The sequence below is a fragment of the Pseudomonas syringae pv. coryli str. NCPPB 4273 genome, from assembly GCF_000972175.1.
GTDB classification, from domain to species: Bacteria; Pseudomonadota; Gammaproteobacteria; order Pseudomonadales; family Pseudomonadaceae; genus Aquipseudomonas; species Aquipseudomonas syringae.
Window position 1 is genome coordinate 1 of sequence record NZ_AWQP01000047.1, and the last position, 18,887, is coordinate 18,887.

16 protein-coding genes are annotated in these 18,887 nt (G+C 58.7%); 8 read left to right on the plus strand and 8 right to left on the minus strand.

Going from position 1 to position 18,887, the window contains the following annotated elements; translation table 11 throughout:
• Positions 1-161: 161 nt before the first annotated feature.
• Complete coding sequence (gene sohB, locus P406_RS18755) at positions 162-1,184, minus strand: protease SohB (RefSeq protein ID WP_003369385.1); 1,023 nt, start codon at positions 1,182-1,184, stop codon at positions 162-164.
• Between the two features lie 205 nt (positions 1,185-1,389).
• Here sohB and P406_RS18760 point away from each other — a divergent pair, with 205 nt between their 5' ends.
• From P406_RS18760 to P406_RS18785, 6 genes are all read left to right on the plus strand, one after another.
• Complete coding sequence (locus P406_RS18760; RefSeq protein WP_046236995.1) at positions 1,390-2,100, plus strand: histidine phosphatase family protein; 711 nt, start codon at positions 1,390-1,392, stop codon at positions 2,098-2,100.
• 55 nt (positions 2,101-2,155) lie between these two features.
• Positions 2,156-2,473 (plus strand): SCP2 sterol-binding domain-containing protein, encoded by a 318-nt coding sequence (locus tag P406_RS18765; RefSeq protein ID WP_046236996.1) that lies wholly within the window; start codon positions 2,156-2,158, stop codon positions 2,471-2,473.
• A gap of 212 nt (positions 2,474-2,685) precedes the next feature.
• On the plus strand, positions 2,686-3,753 hold the full coding sequence (locus tag P406_RS18770; protein WP_046236997.1) for a phosphotransferase family protein: 1,068 nt from the start codon (positions 2,686-2,688) through the stop codon (positions 3,751-3,753).
• 27 nt (positions 3,754-3,780) lie between these two features.
• On the plus strand, positions 3,781-4,548 hold the full coding sequence (locus tag P406_RS18775; protein WP_003348996.1) for an SDR family oxidoreductase: 768 nt from the start codon (positions 3,781-3,783) through the stop codon (positions 4,546-4,548).
• Between the two features lie 100 nt (positions 4,549-4,648).
• Positions 4,649-5,797 carry a Gfo/Idh/MocA family protein gene (locus P406_RS18780; RefSeq protein ID WP_046236998.1) on the plus strand — a complete coding sequence of 383 codons (1,149 nt, stop codon included), beginning with the start codon at positions 4,649-4,651 and terminating at the stop codon, positions 5,795-5,797.
• 92 nt (positions 5,798-5,889) lie between these two features.
• The gene (locus P406_RS18785) at positions 5,890-6,669 is read left to right on the plus strand and encodes a TSUP family transporter (RefSeq protein WP_003410257.1); all 780 of its coding nucleotides are present in this window, start codon (positions 5,890-5,892) and stop codon (positions 6,667-6,669) included.
• Here the strand turns inward: P406_RS18785 and nudC are convergent.
• Together nudC and P406_RS18795 are read right to left on the minus strand one after the other, a co-directional pair.
• A complete protein-coding gene (gene nudC, locus P406_RS18790) occupies positions 6,637-7,473 on the minus strand; it encodes an NAD(+) diphosphatase (protein ID WP_016568067.1) in 837 nt (278 codons plus the stop codon). The genes P406_RS18785 and nudC overlap by 33 nt on opposite strands.
• 38 nt (positions 7,474-7,511) lie before the next feature.
• Complete coding sequence (locus tag P406_RS18795; RefSeq protein WP_046236999.1) at positions 7,512-8,324, minus strand: crotonase/enoyl-CoA hydratase family protein; 813 nt, start codon at positions 8,322-8,324, stop codon at positions 7,512-7,514.
• A gap of 220 nt (positions 8,325-8,544) precedes the next feature.
• Here P406_RS18795 and P406_RS18800 point away from each other — a divergent pair, with 220 nt between their 5' ends.
• Complete coding sequence (locus tag P406_RS18800) at positions 8,545-10,029, plus strand: ATPase domain-containing protein (protein WP_046237016.1); 1,485 nt, start codon at positions 8,545-8,547, stop codon at positions 10,027-10,029.
• Positions 10,026-12,056 carry a response regulator gene (locus tag P406_RS18805; protein ID WP_046237000.1) on the plus strand — a complete coding sequence of 677 codons (2,031 nt, stop codon included), beginning with the start codon at positions 10,026-10,028 and terminating at the stop codon, positions 12,054-12,056. Before P406_RS18800 ends, P406_RS18805 begins: the two co-directional genes overlap by 4 nt.
• A 55-nt stretch (positions 12,057-12,111) precedes the next feature.
• Here P406_RS18805 and P406_RS18810 read toward each other — a convergent pair whose 3' ends face one another.
• The 5 genes from P406_RS18810 to P406_RS18830 all read right to left on the minus strand — a co-directional run bounded on the left by P406_RS18810 (position 12,112) and on the right by P406_RS18830 (position 18,766).
• A complete protein-coding gene (locus P406_RS18810; protein WP_003318062.1) occupies positions 12,112-12,489 on the minus strand; it encodes a response regulator in 378 nt (125 codons plus the stop codon).
• A gap of 101 nt (positions 12,490-12,590) precedes the next feature.
• Entirely contained in the window at positions 12,591-13,772 is a 1,182-nt protein-coding gene (locus P406_RS18815; RefSeq protein WP_003420766.1) for a hybrid sensor histidine kinase/response regulator, read from the minus strand.
• Positions 13,766-14,380 carry a chemotaxis protein CheB gene (locus P406_RS18820; RefSeq protein WP_046237001.1) on the minus strand — a complete coding sequence of 205 codons (615 nt, stop codon included), beginning with the start codon at positions 14,378-14,380 and terminating at the stop codon, positions 13,766-13,768. The genes P406_RS18815 and P406_RS18820 overlap by 7 nt, the downstream gene beginning before the upstream one ends.
• A complete protein-coding gene (locus P406_RS18825) occupies positions 14,377-15,219 on the minus strand; it encodes a CheR family methyltransferase (protein WP_080052540.1) in 843 nt (280 codons plus the stop codon). The genes P406_RS18820 and P406_RS18825 overlap by 4 nt, the downstream gene beginning before the upstream one ends.
• Positions 15,220-15,247: 28 nt before the next feature.
• Positions 15,248-18,766, minus strand: coding sequence for a response regulator (locus P406_RS18830; RefSeq protein WP_024650116.1), 3,519 nt, complete (start codon positions 18,764-18,766; stop codon positions 15,248-15,250).
• Positions 18,767-18,887 lie beyond the last annotated feature (121 nt).

Sequence of the window (18,887 nt, forward strand, 5' to 3'; positions counted from 1 at the left end):
AAGCACTTTAGAGCAATTTGGCTAAAGGCGCGGCTCTGGAACTGATAACTATCGTTCCCATGCTCCGCGTGGGAATGCAGTTCGTGACGCTCCGCGTCACACAGCGGTTCTGGGATGTGAGTTGGATTGAGATTCGACTCAAGTCAGCTTTTCACCCACACCTACCAGAACCGCTGCTGAGTCAAACGTCCCCACCACTTGGTGGCCAGTTGATCCGCTGAGGTGGCTGCCGCCATGCCCATGCGCTCTTGCAGGCTCTTGCGTTGCACGTAGTGCAGGTGAAACACATCGGCATCCTTGGCGCGCTCGGCCAGGTACTCGTCACTGGTCTTGAGTTCATCGACCAGCAGTTTGTCGACCGCTGCCATGCCCAGCCATACCTCGCCCGTTGCTACTTCGTCGATGGACAGTTGCGGGCGGTAGCTGGCAACGAAGTTCTTGAACAGGTCGTGGGTGATGTCCAGGTCCTGCTGGAATTTCTCGCGGCCCTTCTCGGTGTTTTCGCCAAACACCGTCAGGGTCCGCTTGTATTCACCGGCGGTCAGCACTTCGAAATCGATGTCGTGCTTCTTCAACAGGCGATTGACGTTGGGCAGTTGTGCCACCACACCAATGGACCCCAGGATGGCGAACGGTGCGCTGATGATCTTGTTGCCGATACACGCCATCATGTAGCCGCCGCTGGCCGCGACCTTGTCGATGCACACGGTCAGCGGGATGCCTGCCTGACGAATGCGCGCCAGTTGCGAGGACGCCAGGCCGTAGCTGTGAACCATGCCGCCGCCGCTTTCCAGGCGTAGCACCACTTCGTCCTTGTCGGTGGCCAGGGTCAGCAGCGCGGTGATTTCATGACGCATGCTTTCAGTCGCCGAGGCCTTGATGTCCCCGTCGAAATCCAGCACGTAGACACGGGCCTTGGGCTCGGCCTGTTTTTTTTCTTTCTTCAGCGCCTTGCCCTGCTCCTTGCGCAGCGTCTTGAGGCGCTCCTTATCCAGCAATGACTGCTCAAGCCGTTCGCGCAGGCCCTTATAGAAATCATTGAGCCGGGTAACCTGCAATTGTCCGGACGACTTGCGACGGCCCTTGCCACGCATGGACGCAATGGCAACCAGCACCACAACGATGGCGATCACCAGCGTCACGGTCTTGGCCAGAAAACTTGCGTAATCGACAACGAAATCCACGAATATCCCTCATTAGTGTCAGGCCCTTACCAATCAAGGGCTGTGATGAATGCAGCATACCGACGCCCTGTGCGGCGCACCAGCCAATGACCCGTTACAAACCATTAAAACGATGATTTCAAACGAGCGTATGTTTTTTCATTGACAGTCCCCCGGCATCCCTCATAACCTCGGTGAACCTTCAGCGTACCGAGAAGAAACGGACGTGGGCAGCATCTACCTGATACGACATGGCCAAGCCTCATTTGGTGCCGACAATTACGACGTGCTGTCGCCCGTGGGGATTCGTCAGTCTCAGGTGCTGGGTGCCCATCTTGCCGAGCAAGGCCTGAGCTTCGATCGCTGCGTGTCCGGCGAGCTCATGCGCCAGAAAGACACCGCCCAGCATGTACTGGGCCAGTACACCGAAGCAGGCCTCGATACGCCTGATGTGCAGTTGGACAGCGCGTTCGATGAGTTCGATGCCGAAGGTGTGATCAGGGCGTTGATACCGGCGCTGCTCGAAGACGAACCACAAGCGCTGGATATTCTGCGCGATGCCGCCGCAAACCCTGCAGGGTTCCAGCGCTTGTTCAACCTGATTACCGGGCGCTGGCTGAGTGGCAACTACGACACACCGGGTCTGCAAAGCTGGCAGGCGTTCGTGGCCCGCGTCGAAGCAGGCCTGAAGCGGATTCTCCAGGCTGCCGGCCCGCATGAGCGTATCGCGGTATTCACCTCCGGCGGCACCATTACCGCCCTGCTGCATCTGATTACCGGAATGCCTGCATCAAAGGCACTGGAGCTTCACTGGCACATCGTCAATACGTCGTTGCACCAGCTTAAATTCAAAGGCAACGACGTGACCCTGGCTTCCTTCAACGGTTACACGCATTTGCAACTGCTGAAGGCGCCGGAGCTCATCACCTATCGCTGAGCCCGGCCAATCGCGTCCTGTCGGACGCTGGCACTCACTCTAAAAGGATCACCCCATGACCTCAGTAGCAGACGCTGTACAGACCATGAAAAACAAGTTCAACCCAGCTGCTGCTGCCGGTCTGGACCTGATCTTTGGCTTCGACATCACCGATGAAGAAAAGCAATACGCCCTGATCGTCAAGGACGGCACCTGCGAATTGCAGGAAGGCAAAAACCCGGACGCCAACGTGACCCTGTTCATGGACAGCGAGATACTCAAGGGCATCGTCAGCGGCGAAACCGATGGCATGCAGGCGTTCATGGGTGGCAAGCTGCGTGCCGAAGGCGACATGATGCTGGCCATGAAGCTCAGCGAGCTGTTCCCGGTATAAACCTGCCGCGCAGCAGACTGTACTACCTGAAAACCGAAGCCCTGCCGGCTTCGGTTTTTTATGCCCGCACGTTTCTACAAAACAGTGATCAGAGCCACTGATTGCCCGGCAACACGCTAGCCTATAAAGCGGTCACGCGCTTGATCGCGGATTGGACGATCATTAGATTAGTCAATAGTTTGCGCTGACCAAAATAAACACAAGGGATACGTATGGCACTGACTGACCAGTCCACCGAGATTCGCAGCGGCGAAGAACTGGATGCCTCCCTGATCGACGCGTACCTGAAGGCGCACGTGCCGGATCTTCACGGCACGCCGACGATCAGTCAGTTTCCAGGCGGCGCATCGAACCTGACCTACCTGCTTCAGTACCCTGAGCGGGAACTGGTACTGCGTCGTCCACCCTTCGGACACAAGGCGCGCTCCGCCCATGACATGGGTCGCGAGTACCGCATTCTCAATCAGCTCAAGGAAGCCTTTCCCTACTGTCCCGAGGCGTATCTGCACTGCACGGACGAGTCACTGATCGGCTCGGAGTTCTACGTCATGCAGCGCGTCAAGGGGATCATCCTGCGCTCTGACCTGCCGCCGGAACTAGCGCTGGATGCAGCACAGACCGAACAGCTGTGCAAAAACTTCATCGACAAAATGGTGGACCTGCATCGCGTCGATTATCAGGCCTGTGGCCTGGGTGATCTCGGCAAGCCGCAAGGCTATGTACAACGGCAGATTTCCGGCTGGTCCGAACGCTATGAAAAAGCGCTGACCCCTGACGCTCCGGCATGGGAGCAGGTCAAGCGCTGGCTGATAGACAAAATGCCTGCCGACTCGCCCACCTCGAGCATCGTGCACAACGACTACCGTTTCGACAATGTGATCCTCGACCCGGCCAACCCGATGCACATCATCGGCGTGCTGGACTGGGAGTTGACCACGCTTGGCGATCCGCTCATGGACCTGGGCAACACCCTCGCCTACTGGGTACAGGCCGACGATCCAGCCCCGGTTCAATTGATGCGCCGCCAGCCGAGCAATGCGCCGGGGATGCTGACCCGCCAGGCATTTGTCGACTATTACGCCGAGCGCGCTGGCGTGCGCATAGACAATTTCGATTTTTACTACACCTATGGCCTGTTCCGTCTGGCCGGTATCGTGCAACAGATCTACTACCGGTTTTTCCATGGCCAGACCCAGGACAAACGCTTTGCCCAATTCATTCACATGAACAGGCTGCTGGAGCAGATGAGCCTGAGCGTGATCGAAAAATCCAGCCTCTGACCGCCAGCGCCAAGACAAGGAAATAACATGTCCAGAACCCAGCTCTTCGACCTTGATGGCAAGGTTGCATTCGTTTCAGGTGCCAGCCGAGGAATCGGTGAAGCCATTGCTCGGCTGCTGGCCCAGCAAGGCGCGCACGTTATCGTCTCAAGTCGCCGGCTCGAGGGTTGCCAGGCGGTGGCGGACGCCATCGTCAGCGAGGGTGGCAAGGCAACAGCCATTGCCTGCCACATCGGTGAGCTGGAACAGATAAGCAGTGCATTCGCGCAGATTCGCCAACAGTTCGGGCGCCTGGATGTATTGGTCAACAACGCCGCCACCAACCCGCAGTTCTGCAACGTGCTGGACACCGATCCCGGCGCCTTCCAGAAGACAGTCGACGTCAACATTCGCGGTTACTTTTTCATGTCCGTGGAAGCTGGCAAGCTGATGCGCGAGAACGGCGGCGGCAGCATCATCAACGTGGCGTCCATCAACGCGGTATCGCCGGGCGCCTATCAAGGCGTCTATTCGATGACTAAAGCAGCCGTGGTCAACATGACCAAGGTGTTTGCCAAGGAGTGCGCCGAGTTCGGTATTCGTTGTAACGCCCTGCTTCCCGGTTTGACCGACACCAAGTTCGCATCGGCACTGGTCAAGAACGACGCGATCCTCAATATGGCGCTGTCACAGATCCCGCTGAAACGTGTTGCCGCTCCCAGCGAGATGGCCGGCGCGGTGCTTTACCTGGCCAGTGAGGCCTCCAGCTATACCACCGGCGTGGCGCTGAACGTCGACGGGGGCTTCTTATCCTGAAGATCCCTCTGACTGGCAGAAAGAAAATGAATTAATTTTCCATTTAAACAATATATGGAATATATTTTCCGCATAACAACAATCCTTTCTGGAGAATGTCATGCGGGAATCCCTTTCCACATCGCCTGCGCAACTGGGTATCGGACTGATCGGCACCGGTTTCATGGGCCGCGCCCATGCGTTGGCGTTCGGCAACGCCAACGCCGCGCTTGATCTGCCTGCACGCATCCGGCTTTCCGCGCTGGCGGACGCCGACAGTGCACGCGCCGAGCAATGCGCAAGCGCCTGGGGCTTCGACCGCAGCCACGCTGACTGGCAGCAATTGATCGATGATCCGTACGTGCAGATCGTGGCGATTACCACCCCCAATCACCTGCACTTTCCCATGGCCATGGCCGCCATCGCTGCAGGCAAGGCCGTGTATTGCGAAAAGCCGCTGGCCGTGAGCCTCGCCCAGGCCGATGAAATGCGCCGTAGCGCCAAGGCTGCGGGGGTCGTCACCCAGGTCGGCTACAACTACCAGCACAACCCGATGATCGGCCTTGCCAGAGAAATGATCGAAGCCGGCGAGCTGGGCGTGATCGTCAGCTTTCAGGGCGAGTTCAGCGAGGATTTCATGGGTAATCCGGCGTCACCCTGGTCGTGGCGCTGTGAAGCGGCGCATGCGGGCGGTGCGCTGGCCGATCTGGGCAGCCACTTGCTGGCGATGGCGCGTCATTTGCTGGGCGACGTCGAAGCAGTCTGCGCCGACTCCAGCACCGTACACCGTGAACGCCCGGCGAGCCTCGGCAGCCAGCAGATGCGCGCCATTGCAGTGGACGACCAGACGCACGCGCTACTGCGCTTTGCCAATGGTGCGCGCGGAACCTTCAGCAGCAGTTGGCTCAAACACGGCTACAAAAACCACCTGAGTTTCGAGATCAGCGGCACCAAGGGCACGCTGGCGTTCGATCAGGAGCGGCTTAACGAGCTGCGCCTCTATCGTACAGGCGCAGCCGGGCGCGATGGTTTTCAGCGCCTGCTGGCCGGCCCTGCACAACCGGGTTACGCCGCATTCTGCCCGGCTCCCGGCCACCAGTTGGGCTACAACGAGCTCAAGGCGCTCGAAGTACAAGCGCTCATCCAGGCCGTATGCGGTCAGCGCAGCCGTGGCCCGGACTTCGAGGAAGCGTGGCACATCGAGCGCCTGGCGACGGCCATTCGCGTGGCCGCTGCCGAGCAACGCTGGGTCGCGCTCACCGACATCTGACTTCCTGCAAACGTTGTACAAGGGGTAGAATGCGCCACGTTCGGGCAGCCATTCTGCCCCCTTGCCGTCCTCGCCATAAGCCCTCTGCCACCATGCCTTTTGAACTCAGCGTCGACCTGACCACCCTCGCCATTCTTGCCGTGGTCGCTTTCATAGCGGGATTCATAGATGCCATCGCCGGTGGCGGCGGACTGCTGACCACCCCTGCGCTGATGACAGCCGGCCTGCCGCCGCATCTGGTGCTGGGCACCAACAAGCTCAGCTCGACCTTTGGTTCAGCGACGGCCAGTTTCACCTTCTACCGTCGCAAGCTGTTTGACCCAGGCCAATGGCTGCATGCAGTGGCCGGTACTGCAGTCGGTGCTGCGCTTGGCGCGGTGATCGCCCATTACCTGCCAGCCGAATGGCTGAACCAGATGTTGCCGGTGATTGTGTTCGGTTGCGGGCTGTACTTGTTGTTTGGTGGCACGCCCAAGGCGCCCCTGGACAGCAACGCGCCGATCAAGAAGAAATGGCAGCTGCCGCAAGGACTGGGACTGGGTTTTTACGACGGTGTTGCAGGGCCGGGTACCGGTGCCTTCTGGACAGTCAGTACCCTGCTGCTCTACCCGGTGGATCTGGTCAAGGCCAGCGGCGTGGCGCGCAGCATGAACTTCGTCAGCAATGCCGTGGCATTGTCGGTGTTCATCTTTTCTGGCCAGGTGGATTACATCATCGGCCTGAGCATGGGCCTTGCGGTGATGCTTGGTGCCTACTTCGGTGCAGGCACCGCGATCAAGGGCGGTGCCAAATTCATCCGCCCGGTGTTCATCACCGTGGTCCTGGGCCTGACCGTGCGCCTAGCCTGGCAGCACTGGTTCGGGGGCGCCTGAACGCTCGGCCAGGTACGCCTCGATAAGGTAACGGGCAATTGACCGATTGGCCGGTAACGGCGGCAGGTCATCGACATGAAACCAGCGTGCGTCTTCGATTTCTTCTGCCTGTGGCACAATTTCGCCGCTTTCGTATTCGGCATGGAACCCGAGCATCATCGAATGCGGAAACGGCCAGCACTGGCTGCCCCGGTACTTGAGGTTCTTGATGCGTACCTGCACCTCTTCCATCACCTCGCGGTGTACGCAGTCCTCGGCAGACTCACCCGGCTCCACAAACCCGGCCAGTGCGCTGTACATACCGGTGACGAAACGCGGTGAGCGGGCCAGCAGGATTTCATCACCCCGAGTAACCAGCACGATCATGCTCGGCGAAATACGCGGGTACAGCCGCAGGTTATCGTGCTCGCAGAACATCGCCCGCTCCCCGCGAATCTGCACGGTGGGACGACCGCAGGCACCGCAGAAACGGTGTTCCCTCGCCCATGTGCTGACTTGCGCGGCGTAGCCGAGCATCTGGAAAACAGCGAAATCGCCTTCCAGCATGAACTGACGCAAGCCCTGCCAGGCGCAACCCTCGACGCTAACCGAGCGTTCCAGCACCAGCAGGTAGACAGGCTCACCGTCGAAATAGCCGATGCCGTGCTCGCTCTGCACCGGCAGGTCCTGCGCAGCCAGCCAGCTTCTGGGGAACAGCACCCCGTTGGCATCCAGCAAAAAACCCTGATCCCCCTGAACCACAGCCAAACCGCCAGGGGCCTCGACATCCAGAACTGCAGTTGTCCAACGCTCCGGGCGCGACATGGGAAACTCCTTAGCTCAGACTCGAGCCTTGTCATGTATCAATTATCGAAGACTGGTTTCTGCTTGCTCATCTGCGCAGCCATCGCCAGTTTCAGGTCAGGTGATTGCAGCATGGCTGCGTTCCAGATGGCAACGTGTTCTAGACCGTCATCCACTCTGTGATCACGCATGTAGCTGATCATTTGCTTGGTGCCCTCGATGGCGATGGGCGATTTGCCGGCTATTTCCCGAGCCACCGCCAGGACACCCTGCAACAGACCGTCCGGGTCATCGAAGGTGCGATTGACCAGCCCGATCCGTTGCGCCTCTTCAGCGCCGACGGTACGCCCGGTGTAGGCCAGTTCGCGCAATACACCATCACCGATGATCCTTGGCAGCCTTTGCAGCGTGCCGACATCGGCAGCCATGCCCATGTCGATCTCGCGAATGGCGAACTGCGCGTCGGCCGCCGCATAACGCATGTCACACGCGGAAATCAGGTCGATGGCGCCGCCCAGGCAATAGCCTTGAATGGCGGCGAGAACCGGTTTCCGGCAATTGTCCACGGCAGTGAACGAGGCCTGCATGTCGCGGATCTTGCGCCGCAACAGACGGGCATTACGCCCGGCATCCTTGCCCATCTGGCTGGCCACCGAGGCCAGCAGTGCCAGATCGATGCCTGACGAAAAGTGTTTGCCCGCACCGCTGAGTACCACGACGCGTACCTCGTCAGTGCACTCTATCCAGTCGAAAATGTCGATTATCTCCGTCCAGAACGACTCGTTCATTGCGTTGAGTTTTTCAGGCCGGTTGATTTGTACGTGAGCAATGCTGTCGGCCAGCTCGACCCGGAAACTTTGATAATCGGTCACGACGTGATCCTCAGGGAGATTGGGGTGTTCAGGTGCAGGACTATAACAACAGCACCCGATACATCGTAACCGGGCTGAACTGACATTCGCCGGACCCGCAAACCACCCGCCCGGCTATATTGGATATGGCCGCCCCCCTCAAATAGAGGGAACGGCCGCATCACCTTAAGGTCCAGTAATGAATAGCAACAAAACCTGTGCGGTTATCAGAGGGCGATACTTGAATACGTCAAAAGCGGCAACCGGCATTGAAGGCCTGGACGACATCCTTGCAGGAGGTCTTTCACGCAGTCATGTGTTTCTTCTTGAGGGAGAGCCCGGAACCGGCAAGACAACTGTGGCCCTGCAATTTCTGCAGGCCGGAGCGGCAGCGGGCGAAATATCCCTGTACATCACCCTGTCCGAGACTGAAAGCGAGTTGCGCTCGGGTGCAGCCTCGCACGGCTGGGAGCTCGACGAACATATCAATATCTTCGAACTGACGCCGCCTGAAAGCCTGCTCGACGCCGATCACCACCAGAGCCTGCTCTATTCCTCTGACCTGGAGCTGGGTGAAGCAACGCGGCAGATATTCGAGGTGGTCGAGCGCGTCAAACCCACCCGTGTGGTGATCGACAGCCTCTCGGAAATCCGTCTTCTGGCGCAGAGTTCGTTGCGCTACAGGCGCCAGATTCTGGCCATCAAACATTACTTCACCCGCTACAACGCGACGGTACTGCTGCTGGACGACCTGACCACCGAGGCGCTGGACAAGACCGTGCACAGCGTTGCCCACGGCGTTATCCGCCTCGAAGCACTGACACCTACCTACGGTGCCGAGCGCAGACGTTTGAAAATCGTCAAATACCGTGGCCAGAAGTACCGCGGTGGTTTTCATGACTTCAACATTGCCGAGAACGGTATTCAAGTCTTCCCGCGCCTGGTGGCTGCCGAGCACCGCTCCAACTACGCGCGCACTCAATTGAGCAGTGGCATCAAGGAGCTGGACGATCTGCTGGGCGGCGGCATCGAGGGCGGCTCCAGCACCCTGATTCTCGGCCCGGCCGGGACCGGGAAATCGCTCATCTCGCTGGTTTTTGCCGCACAGGCGGTGGCGCGCGGCGAGTGTGTCGGCCTGTTCATATTCGATGAGGAAATGGGCCTGCTGTTCGAGCGCATGCTCAAACTGGGTATCGACCTGCGTGCGCTGCAGGAAACCGGCAATCTGGTGGTCGAACAGATCGACGCGGCAGAGCTGTCCCCAGGTGAATTCGCACACCGCGTGCGGCGCGCAGTCGATAGAAAGCAGATAAAGACCGTCGTCATCGACAGTATCAACGGCTATCAGGCGGCAATGCCGGAAGAAAGCGCGCTGGTTCTGCACATGCACGAGCTGCTGCTCTACCTCAACCGCCAGGGCGCCTCGACCTTCATGACCGTAGCGCAACACGGACTGGTGGGCGACATGCGCTCGCCGGTGGACATTACCTACCTTGCCGACAGCGTGATTCTGTTGCGCTATTTCGAAGCGCTGGGTCAGGTACGCCGTGCCATATCGATCATCAAGAAACGTACCGGCACTCACGAATCCACTATCCGAGAGTACCGCATCAGTTCCAGCGGACTGAAAATCGGCGAACCGCTGGCGGCCTTTCAGGGCGTGCTGCGCGGTGTGCCGTCATACATGGGTGACAAGAAACCGCTACTGGAGGATGACGACCTGTGAGTACTCCAGGTCTGTTGTCAGAGCGCGCGATCATTCTCGCCCCACGCGGGCGGGACAGCCAGATCGCCACGCGTATTCTCGACGAAGCGGGCTATCCGTCAACGGTAGCCCATGATGTGTCCGAGCTGGTCAGAGAGCTGAGCGCGGGCGCCGGCCTGGCGATTATCGCCGACGAGGCACTGCGCAACGCCGACATGACCCCGTTGCTCGAACTCCTCGGCCGCCAGCCGCCCTGGTCGGACTTGCCGATCGTTTTGCTGACCCATCACGGCGGACCGGATCACAACCCGTCGGCACGCATGGGCAACCTGCTGGGCAACGTGACCTTTCTTGAACGCCCTTTCCATCCCGTCACGCTGGTCAGTCTGGTCATGACGGCTGTACGTGGTCGTAGACGCCAGTATGAAGCCCGGGCGCGCATGGAGGACCTGCACGAAAGTGAAGGCCGCCTGCAGAACGCCCTGAAGGCTGGCAGGCTGGGCTCATGGGTGCTGGAGGCGGAACACCTCAAGCTGACCTGTTCGGACATCACCAAAAGTCATTACGGCCGTGATGAGCAGAACACGCTTGATTACCAGGAGTGGCTGGCCGCCGTCTACTTCGAAGACCAACCGAGGATGCAATCGGCGCTGCAGCGCAGCCTGGACACCGGTGTCGACTTGATCATCGAATACCGTAATGTCTGGCCGGACGGCTCACTCAATTGGGTGGATGTACGCGCCCGCGCCACTCGCAGCAAGAACGGCCTGGTCGGCTCCCTTGCCGGTGTGACCTCTGACATCACCGAGCGCAAACAGGCCGAGTCGCAATTGCGCCGCCTCAATGAAACGCTCGAACAACAGGTTGAAGAGCGAACCTCGCAGCTGCGTCACAAAGAGGAGATTCTCCGCCAGTCACAGAAAATGGAAGCGGTCGGCCAGTTGACCGGCGGGATTGCCCATGACTTCAACAACATGCTGACCGGCATTATCGGCAGCCTGGAGTTGATAAGGCGCCGGCTGGCGCGTGGCCGCATCGAAGACCTGAATGGCCTGATCGATCTGGGGGTCACATCGGCCAACCGCGCGGCCGCCCTGACCCATCGGCTGCTGGCCTTCTCGCGGCGTCAGTCGCTGGACTCCAAGCCGGTCGAAATGAACCATCTGGTCAATGCCATGGACGAACTGCTGCAGCGCAGCGTCAACGAGAGCATTCACCTGCAACTGCGTCTTGCGCACGATCTGTGGACCGCAGAAGCCGACCCCAACCAGTTGGAGAGCGCCCTGCTCAATCTGGTACTCAATGCCCGCGATGCCATGCCTGATGGCGGTACGCTGGTGGTCGAGACCTCCAATCAGCAACTGGACAGATCGTTCACCAATGCCTACGAGAACCTGCTGCCTGGTGACTATGTCGTGCTGAGCGTCAGTGACAATGGCTGCGGCATGCCTGAAACCGTCATCAGTCGGGCGTTTGACCCTTTCTTCACCACCAAACCCATCGGCCAGGGCACTGGTCTGGGGCTTTCGATGATCTACGGCTTCAGCAAGCAATCGCACGGCCACGTCCTGATCAAGAGCGAGGTCGGCGTCGGTACTACCGTACAACTGTTTCTGCCGCGCTTTAAGGGGCTTGCGTCTGAGGCCGAGCAGAGTTTTCAGAGCAATGCCATTTATGCCGAGAATGGTGAAACCGTGTTGATTGTCGAAGACGACCCGGCCGTGCGTACGCTGGTCAGTGAGGTGCTCGGTGAGCTGGGCTACACCTTCATCGAGGCCGGAGAAGCGTCGGACGCGGTGCCGATACTCGAATCAGGACAGCGCATCGATCTGTTGATCAGCGATGTCGGGCTGCCAGGCATGAACGGCAGACAGCTGGCGGAAATAGCCAGACAACTGCGGCCGGAGCTCAAGGTGCTGTTCATTACCGGCTACGCAGAACATGCGGCGGTGCGCGGAGGTTTTCTGGACACAGGGATGCAATTGATCACCAAACCCTTTGCGTTCGATCACCTGACTTCAAAAGTACGGGAAATGATAGAAGCCTGAGCAATGCTCAGGCTTCAGGTAGCGCAGATTTGTCCAGTTGCCCGCCCACTTGTCATCAAGCCAGCAGCTTCTGAATCTGGGTATGCAAGGTGTCCATGGTGAAGGGCTTGGCGAGAATGGGTGCCTTCAGCGCAATCGGGCTGCCCGAATCGAGTATCTCCGCCGGGTAACCGCTGATGAAAATCACCTTCAACTCAGGCCGCAGCATGATCGCAGGCTCGGCAATCTGGACGCCCGAAACGCCGCCCGGCAGCCGATAATCGGTGATCATCAGGTCGAGATGGGGTTTGGTCGCCAGAATCTCGAAAGCCTGCTCGCCGTTCTCGGCTTTCAGGACACGATAACCCTCACCCGACAGATAATCGGCCAGAAGCATCAGGATCAGGGGCTCGTCTTCGACGATTAGTACGACGTTTTCTGCATCAGCGCTCATTGAACTGCCTTTGATCTTATAAATAGCTGCCATTACGACCACGGCACGCGTGGGAGGTTGCGCCAACCTGTGATTAAACTTGACTGCCGGTGGCGGCGACCTTACAGAGGCAGACAGATTCGAAACACCGAGCCCTTGCCCTCTTCACTCTCCACTTCGATACGACCGCCGTGCGCCATGACGATCTGATCGGAAATGAACAGCCCAAGACCTAATCCGGCAACAGCGTGATTGCTCGACACCCGCTCGAACTGCTGAAAGATGCGCTTCTGGTTTTCGGCCGTAATGCCAATACCTTGATCCCTGACTTCGATGAACGCCTCGCTGTCCTTGCTGTACACATGCACTTCAATCGGCTTTCGCGCACCGTAACGCAGCGCGTTGGTGAGCAGATTGGCAACCACCTGCTCGATACGGAATTCGTCCCACACGCCGATTACCGGCTGTTCGGCAAACCGGGTGACGCTGGAATCGGCGGCAGCGATCTGTGCGGCAAAGCTTTCCAGCAGTTGCGTGACCAGTTCGCTGAGGTCGAACGGGCTCGGTCTGATCGACAGCTTGCCGGTGCGGATCCTCGATACATCGAGCATGTCTTCGATGAGGCGGATAAGACTCTGAATCTGTCGCTCATCGCGATCGACCATCGCGTGCAGCTTCTCCATGGTAAACGCCGCGGCGTTGTCCTTGGCCAGGTGCAGCTTGCGCAGCTGGGTCTCCAGAATAAGGCCGTTGAGCGGCGTGCGCACCTCGTGGGAGACGATGGACATGAAGTCATCCCGCATGCGAATCGCGTGTTCCAGCTCGCCCTGAGTCGACTGCAGACGCTTGAGCAAGGCTTCCTGCTCCTGGCGACTGCGCTCAAGCTCCTCGACCTGTATTTTCATGGCCTTGCGCTGTCGGTAGAGATCGACGAACACATTGACCTTGCTCTTTACCGCGTGAATATCCAGCGGCTTGTGCAGGAAGTCCACGGCACCGCTTTCATAGCCCTTGAAGGCGTAATTCAGCTCGCGCCCGGCAGCACTGACGAAGACGATTGGAATGCTTTTGGTCTTTTCCGTGCTGCGCATCAGCTCGGCCAGCTCGAAGCCGTTCATCCCGGGCATCTGAACGTCGAGGATGGCCATGGCGAATTCGTGCTGCAGTAGCAGTGACAGTGCTTCGTCCGCAGACAGCGCCTTGTAGACGATTCGATCGCCGCGCTTGATCAGCGCTTCGAGCGCCAGCAGGTTTTCCGGCAAATCATCGACGATGAGCAGTTTTGCCTGAATTTCACTTAACATGCGGTTCGTTCCAGCTCGACCAGCAAGCGGCCAATATCGTTCAGGGAAAGGAGGTAATCGGGCGAGTGCAGCGCCAGGCCCGCTTCAGGCATGGTAGACGCCTGGGCCTGCGCGGGGTCCTGAATCACCGTGAAACCACCGTACTTCTTGATCTGCAGCAACCCGTTCGCGCCGTCATTGTTGGCACCGGTCAACAGCACGCCAGCCAGTCGCGGCGCATAGGCATCAGCGGCCGAACCGAACAGAATGTCGATACTGGGCCTTGAATAAAACACCTTGTCCTCCTGACTCAGTGACAGGGAAAAGTCGGACTCCACCGAGACGTGATAGCCCGCTGGCGCAACGTACAAAGTGCCGGGCACGATGCTCTCCTTGTCGTCGGCTTCCTTGACCGGAATTGCCAGACGGTTCTGAAACACATTGGCCAACTGGCTATGCCGATCATCAGGTAGATGCAGAACCATCAGGATAGGCAATGAAAACCCTATGCGCAGACCGCTGAATATTTTCAGCAGGGCTTCCACGCCGCCCGCCGAGGCACCGACCACAATGGCATCGACCACGGGTAACGCGTGGCTGGGCGCTTCATCGCCAAACGTGGTTCTCATGATTTCCGGTAAATCCGCTCGGGTTTCACCAGCGCCTCGAAGTCGCCACCGTAGGCGGAAAATTCCAGCGTTTCCTTGCTGCCCAGCGCCAGAAAGCCACGATGACACAACGAATCATGAAACAACCCGAATGCTCGATCCTGAAGCTTTTTGTTGAAGTAAATCAGTACGTTACGGCAAGAAATAAATTGCGTTTCGGAGAATACACTATCTGTGGCCAGACTGTGATCGGCAAACGTGACGTTCTCGCACAGCGTCTTGTCGAAGATCGCATAGTCATAGGCAGACGTGTAGTACTCGGCAAAATCGCGCTGCCCTCCCGCCTTTCGATAGTTCTCGGCATAGGCCCGCACGTTGTCCATGGAGAAGATGCCCTGCTTGGCCTTTTCCAGCGAGCTGGGGTTGATATCGGTCGCATAGATGATGGTCCGCTCCAACAGCCCTTCCTCGCGCAACAGAATCGCCGTGGAATAGACCTCTTCGCCCGTGCTGCAACCGGCGATCCATACCTTGAGTGACGGGTAAGTGCGCAGTACCGGCACAACTTCGTTGCGGATCGCCAGAAAGTGCGACGGGTCACGAAACATCTCACTGACCGGAATCGTGAGAATCTGCAGCAGCTGCATGAACGCTGCAGGATCATGGAGCACACGCTCCTGCAAGGCGGAGATGGTTGCACAATCGAACTGACGCAGCGCATGGATCACGCGGCGCTTCACCGAAGCGCCGGAGTAGTCACGAAAGTCGTAGCTGTACTGAAGGTAAATCGCTTCGATCAGCAGGCGCAGTTCGATATCCATGCTTCGATCAATAGGCATGGTACCGCCCGGGGCTGGCATCGCAGACGCCCCTCCATTCAAGCCTCATTCAGATACGCTCCATCTTCGGCAGCCAGACGCGGATCAGCGAAAACAGGCGATCCAGATCGATGGGCTTGGCCAGATAATCGTTGGAACCCGCCTGCAGGCAGCGCTCCTGATCATCTTTCATGGCCTTGGCCGTGACGGCAATGATCGGCAGCTTGCGCCAGCGCGGGTCCTTGCGAATCTCGATGGTCGCTTCAAAACCGTCCATTTCAGGCATCATCACGTCCATCAGGACCAGATCGATGTCTTCCACCTCATTAAGCCTGGCAATCGCCTCCAGACCGTTGCGGGCGATTTCCACCACCGCGCCTTTATGTTCAAGGGCGCTGGTCAGGGCAAAGATGTTACGCACATCGTCGTCGACCACGAGGATCTTGCGCGCCTCGAAGACCTTGTCACGGCTACGCGCGGTCTTGAGCATCTTTTGCCGCTCGTTGGACAGTTGCGACTCGACCTTGTGCAAAAACAGCGTGACCTCATCGAGCAGCCGCTCAGGCGAACGCGCACCCTTGATGATGATCGAGCGCGAGTATTTCATCAGCTCGGCTTCTTCATCGCGGGTCATATTGCGGCCGGTATAGACGATCACCGGCGGGAAGGCACAGATGTCTTCCATCGACATGCGTTTGAGCAATTCATTGCCGAGCATGTCCGGCAGCTTCAGGTCGATGATCATGCAGTCGTAGACGTGATCGCGCAGCAGGTCCAGCGCCTCCTGGGCGAAGCCTACCGCAGTGATTTCAATATCATCGTCACCAATCAGGCGCGCGATGCTGTCACGCTGCAGCGCGTCATCCTCGACCAGCAGGATACGTTTGACCTTCTGCGTCAGCTTGGCTTCCAGCTTGGCGAACACGTCCTTGAGCTCTTCACGCGTGGTCGGCTTGACCGCGTAGCCAATCGCGCCCATATGCAAGGCGGCTTCCTGGCGATCTTCGACCGAGATCACGTGCACCGGAATGTGCCGGGTGGGCGCCAGCTCCTTGAGACGCTGCAGCACGGTCAGGCCCGAATGGTCCGGCAGGCGCATGTCCAGCAGGATCGCATCCGGCGTATAGCGGGATGCCAGATTGAAGCCATCGTCGGCAGCATGCGCCACCAGACAGTCGTAGCCCAGTTCGTGGGCGAGATCGTAGAGAATCTGGGCGAATCGCACCTCGTCTTCGATCACCAGAATGCAGCGCCGCTGGAAAGGTGCCTTGTCGCGGTCGTCGGCAAATACCGGCACCGGCGTATCCATCGGCACGGGTGCCGGAACAGGTTGCGCAATGACCGGAAGCACAGGGGCATACGGTTGTAGCGCAGCAGGCGCTGGCACGATTGGCAGATCGCTGCCCGGCTCGCGGTCGTCTTGCTCGACGTAATGCTCCGGCAGCACCAGGCTGAAAATACTGCCCTGCCCCGGTGCGCTGGTCACACTGATCGACCCGCCCAGCAATGCCGCCAGATCTCGTGAAATCGACAGCCCCAATCCGGTACCGCCATAACGCCGGTTGGTGGTGCCATCTGCCTGACGGAACGCTTCGAAAATACCCTGCTGATGCTCCTCGGCGATACCGATGCCCGAATCACGCACGATGAACGCGATACCCGCGCCCGGCTGACGCGAAACGACCATGCTGACCGAGCCTGCTTCAGTGAACTTGATCGCGTTGGACAGCAGGTTCTTGAGGATCTGCTCAAGACGCTGGCGATCCGTGAACAGCATGGTGGGCGCACCGGCCTGGATGTCGACGGTAAACGCGAGTTTCTTCTCGGCGGCCAGCGGCTGGAAGAGCGTCCGCAGGCCTTCGACCAGTCGGGGGACGCTGCTGTTTTCCGGGCGCACTTCCAGCTTGCCGGCCTCGACCTTGGAAATATCCAGAATGTCGTTGATCAGGTTCAGCAGGTCATTGCCCGCCGAATAGATCGACTCGGCAAACTTGACCTGTTCGGCGGTGAGGTTTTCGCCCGGGTTCTCGGCCAGCAGTTTGGCGAGAATCAGCGAGCTGTTGAGCGGCGTGCGCAGCTCGTGGGACATGTTGGCGAGGAACTCGGACTTGTATTTGCTGGCGCGCTGCAGCTCGTCCGCCCGCGCCTGCAACTCGGCCTGAGCGATATTCAGTTCTTCGTTGTTGCGATCCAGCGCATCGCGCTGATCGGCCAGCGCCTGACTCTGATCGGCCAGTTGCTCGTTGGTTTGCTCCAGCTCGGCCTGCTGCGTCTCCAGGTGGGCCTGGGATTCCTTGAGGATGCGCGACTGCTCCTCCAGTTCTTCATTGGCGGTGCGCAGTTCTTCCTGCTGCACCTGCAGCTCTTCGTTGAGCTGCTGGGTCTCGGCCAGCACTTCCTGCAGACGCTGGCGATAACGGGCGGCTTCGATAGAGGTGCCGATATTGTCCGCCACCAGTTCAAGAAACTCGACATCCCGCTCGGTCAGGGTGCGCAGAAAGCCCAGTTCGATCACGCCGTTGACCTGATCGTCGTTGCTGGTCGGCACCACCACCACGCTGCGCGGCGAACCGTCGCCCAGGCCGGACGCAACCTTGAAGTAATTGTCCGGCAGTTCATCCAGCGTAATGATGCGGTCCTGCTGGGCGGCCTGCCCGACAATGCCTTCATCACTGTGAATGGTCTGATCCTGCTGCTCCTGTTCGCGGGAGAAGCCATACGAGGCGACTCGCGTAAGGCCGCCGTGGTCCTGGCGGATGTAGACCGCCGCCACCGACGCGCCCAGATGCTGGGTCAGAAACTGGAGAATATTGCGGCCCAGCATGTTCAGCGTCAGTTGCCCCAGGACCTGCTCGGCCAGCTCGCTCTGACCATTGCGCAGCCAGGCCACCTTCTGCAGGCGCTCGGCGTTGACTTCCTGGAGCCTGAGGTTTTCGCTGTAAGTATTCGACAGCGAGAGCAGATCCCTGCGGCCGATATAGGCCAGAATTGCGCTGACGATCACCACGAATATCAGATAAAGGGTGACGGAAAGAATCGTACTGCGCGTGACTTCCGCATTGCGGGTCAGGCGAAGTTGCTGCTCCATCTCCACGGCCTGATCATATTCGGTGCGGATCTGATCGGTGATGCGCTTGCCACGTCCGGCCAGCACCGGCGTTTGATAATCGCCGTTGGTGCGCCGTAACGTGATCATCTCCTGGGCGAACGCATTCCACTCCTGCTGCAGCGTGGATAGACGTCTGAACCGATCCAGCTGCGTAGGGTTGTCGTCTACCAGTTTCTCCAGCCCCTGCAGCTCGGCGAGCAACAGCGGCTTGGCGACCTCATAGGGGTCGAGAAAATGCTGATCACCCGTCAGCAGAAAACCGCGCATGCCGGTTTCCATGTCTATCGACAGTTTCATTGAGCGGTTGGTGTTGTTGATTACCCGGTCAGTGTGCTCGACCCACTGTATTGCAGTGAGCAGATAACTGATCAGCAAAATGAAGAAAACTGCGCTCAGTACACCGACACCCAATGGCAAGCCAACGTTACGACCCAGCAATTTTCGAAAGCGTTGTTCATCGACAACAGACGTCCGATTCATGAAATATCCCTGACGAGTGGATCAAAACCGTAGAGTTTGCCGTAAACCTACGAAAAACACTCTTATTTCCGACATAGAGGATTGAAATTTCACACATAAATGGGCGATAAGCTCACGCCTG

What these genes read in the sequence shown, in the direction of transcription:
- nudC (WP_016568067.1), bottom strand. Translation starts at nt 7,473, where the DNA reads ATGTCGCGCCCGGAGCGTTGGACAACTGCAGTTCTGGATGTCGAGGCC.
- P406_RS18765 (WP_046236996.1), top strand. Translation starts at nt 2,156, where the DNA reads ATGACCTCAGTAGCAGACGCTGTACAGACCATGAAAAACAAGTTCAAC.
- P406_RS18775 (WP_003348996.1), top strand. Translation starts at nt 3,781, where the DNA reads ATGTCCAGAACCCAGCTCTTCGACCTTGATGGCAAGGTTGCATTCGTT.
- P406_RS18810 (WP_003318062.1), bottom strand. Translation starts at nt 12,489, where the DNA reads ATGAGCGCTGATGCAGAAAACGTCGTACTAATCGTCGAAGACGAGCCC.
- P406_RS18785 (WP_003410257.1), top strand. Translation starts at nt 5,890, where the DNA reads ATGCCTTTTGAACTCAGCGTCGACCTGACCACCCTCGCCATTCTTGCC.
- P406_RS18825 (WP_080052540.1), bottom strand. Translation starts at nt 15,219, where the DNA reads ATGCCAGCCCCGGGCGGTACCATGCCTATTGATCGAAGCATGGATATC.
- P406_RS18820 (WP_046237001.1), bottom strand. Translation starts at nt 14,380, where the DNA reads ATGAGAACCACGTTTGGCGATGAAGCGCCCAGCCACGCGTTACCCGTG.
- P406_RS18770 (WP_046236997.1), top strand. Translation starts at nt 2,686, where the DNA reads ATGGCACTGACTGACCAGTCCACCGAGATTCGCAGCGGCGAAGAACTG.
- P406_RS18815 (WP_003420766.1), bottom strand. Translation starts at nt 13,772, where the DNA reads ATGTTAAGTGAAATTCAGGCAAAACTGCTCATCGTCGATGATTTGCCG.
- P406_RS18780 (WP_046236998.1), top strand. Translation starts at nt 4,649, where the DNA reads ATGCGGGAATCCCTTTCCACATCGCCTGCGCAACTGGGTATCGGACTG.
- P406_RS18830 (WP_024650116.1), bottom strand. Translation starts at nt 18,766, where the DNA reads ATGAATCGGACGTCTGTTGTCGATGAACAACGCTTTCGAAAATTGCTG.